The sequence below is a fragment of the Mesorhizobium sp. P5_C1 genome, assembly GCF_054049815.1.
Window position 1 is genome coordinate 1 of sequence record NZ_JBFULQ010000815.1, and the last position, 1,844, is coordinate 1,844.

At 60.2% G+C, this 1,844-nt stretch carries 3 protein-coding genes; 1 reads left to right on the plus strand and 2 read right to left on the minus strand.

Annotation, left to right across the window (positions count from 1 at the left end; genetic code table 11):
- The coding region (locus ACXJ7R_RS31580; protein ID WP_457155233.1) for a PAS domain-containing protein at window positions 1-584 on the minus strand (584 nt) is incomplete at its 3' end.
- Between the two features lie 480 nt (window positions 585-1,064).
- On the opposite strand from ACXJ7R_RS31580, the gene ACXJ7R_RS31585 reads away from it, so the two are divergent.
- Window positions 1,065-1,205: a hypothetical protein gene (locus ACXJ7R_RS31585; RefSeq protein WP_457155234.1), complete on the plus strand. Its 141-nt coding sequence runs from the start codon at window positions 1,065-1,067 to the stop codon at window positions 1,203-1,205.
- A 287-nt stretch (window positions 1,206-1,492) separates the two neighbouring features.
- Here the strand turns inward: ACXJ7R_RS31585 and ACXJ7R_RS31590 are convergent, their stop codons facing one another.
- Entirely contained in the window at window positions 1,493-1,819 is a 327-nt protein-coding gene (locus ACXJ7R_RS31590) for a sigma factor-like helix-turn-helix DNA-binding protein (RefSeq protein WP_457155235.1), read from the minus strand.
- Window positions 1,820-1,844 lie beyond the last annotated feature (25 nt).

The window sequence follows — 1,844 nt, forward strand, 5'->3', positions numbered from 1 at the left end:
GGGTGAAGCCGTTCGGCCATCGCTTCAAAGCTCGGAATACCCAGCGTCGGATCAAAGCCCCAGATGCGGTAAGCCTCCACGGAGAAAAAGAGGACCTTCGACTTGTTGGCGGCCGTCGCACCGCTGTGACTGAGCCTCTGTGCTTCGGCCAGATGGGCTTCGCTGCGGCGCAGCCGGTCCTCGGCCTTCTTGGCTTCATCGATGTCGATCAGGACGCCGTACCAGCGGAGCACGCGGCCATCACTTGCCCGCAGTGGCTCTCCACGCACGTTGAACCAGCGATATTGGCCGTCCGCCCCGCGAAATCTGCAGACGACATCGTGAGGACTTTCAGCCTCGAGATTTGTGAGCCAGCTCTTTACCTTGAAGGCGACGTCCTCGGGGTGAACTCTTTCCGCCCATCCCCAGCCAGTGATTTCGCCGAGCGGCGCGCCAAAATAGTCGAGTACACGCTTGTTCACGTATTCGATATTGCCGTCGGGCGCGGCTCTCCACACCAGCGTCGGAATCGTCTCCACCAACAGGCGAAGCTCTTGCTCGCCGCTGAAGAGGCTCTCCTCGGCTCCTTCACCGTCCTTCAACATCAGTCGCTCCATGGTCAGCCCACAGATTCGGACCTGCCTTTGCCGGAGACGCCATGTCACGGAGGGATCGCTGATGACCCGGCGAAGGTGGCGTAATTACCTTACCCCCTGCACCCGAGACGGACCATATCTTTTCGGGCGAGGCGTTCCGCGCCTATCCTTCGAGACAGACGTTCCGCAAGGCTGGTATTGGCAAATTGTGCGAATGCACTCGGGGAAGGCGACTTCGCCCTCCCTATCCGTATGTTTGTGGCGAGGAGCATAACCGGCCAGAGCAACACTTGACCGTCCCGCGCTCGTACAAGATCGACGTTAGAAATCAGTGTTGGCGCTGCCGGCGCAGCACGGCTCACGGCGCTGCATGCCGATCAACGCCAGCTTGTGGCCGAGGTCCTGCGCGCCTGTAGATGAGGCTCGGGCCAGAGCGGAACGCAGTTGCCCCGGAACCAGGCCAGATGGCATTCTATCGGAAGGCTATCGGTGCCTACGCGACCCATCTTTACCGGGCCGTTCGCCCTTATCGAGCCGTCGTGGGCCCGCAAGATGGCGGCAGAACAATATTCCGCTCGGTTCAAGAAGCCGATCGACGATCCGCATGTCCAGATGAATGTTGAGAGCTAATGGCACCGCTTCGCCGCCGATGTCCGCGTTACCCGTACCGCGCAACCGCTGACGGGCGCCGCATCCCGAAGCAGGAAGCAAGGTCATCGTCGGCGTGCGTCCCGAACATTTCGGCAGCGCGGGAGAGGCGACACCGACCTTGTGGTTCGCATCGACGTTGTCGAGCACCTGGGCGGCACGAGTTTTCTCTCTTCGGGGCCGACGATTGCGCTGGTGCCGTCAAGACGCGCATCGAAGTCGCCTTGCGCCCTAACCCGAAATTTCACACCGCCGCGCCGCGCCATTCGTTACGACGCTGGACGCTTTGCGTCATCAAGGATCGACCGCAACTGCTCTCTTCCGGCAGCAATTCGCGACATCAGCGTACCTGTCGAAATTTTAAGTGCGTTTGCCGTATCCGCGTAGGAAAGGTCCCCTACTGCGACCAGCACGAGCGCTATGCTTCGTTCCAGGCTAATCTGCTGAAGCGCCGAGAGGATTTCTGAAGAAGCGAACTCGTCGTCCCTTAATGCTTGTTCGAGCCGGTACTGGATGAGGTCAACCGCGGTATCGGGGTCTCCTCGCAACAGTGCGCGAGCACACCTCTCAATGATCGCCTGCGTGCGGTCCTTCATCGTTCAAACTTGCTCACATTTATGG

Excerpts from the sequence above, each read along its gene's own strand:
- ACXJ7R_RS31590 (WP_457155235.1), bottom strand. The coding sequence starts at position 1,819 with ATGAAGGACCGCACGCAGGCGATCATTGAGAGGTGTGCTCGCGCACTG.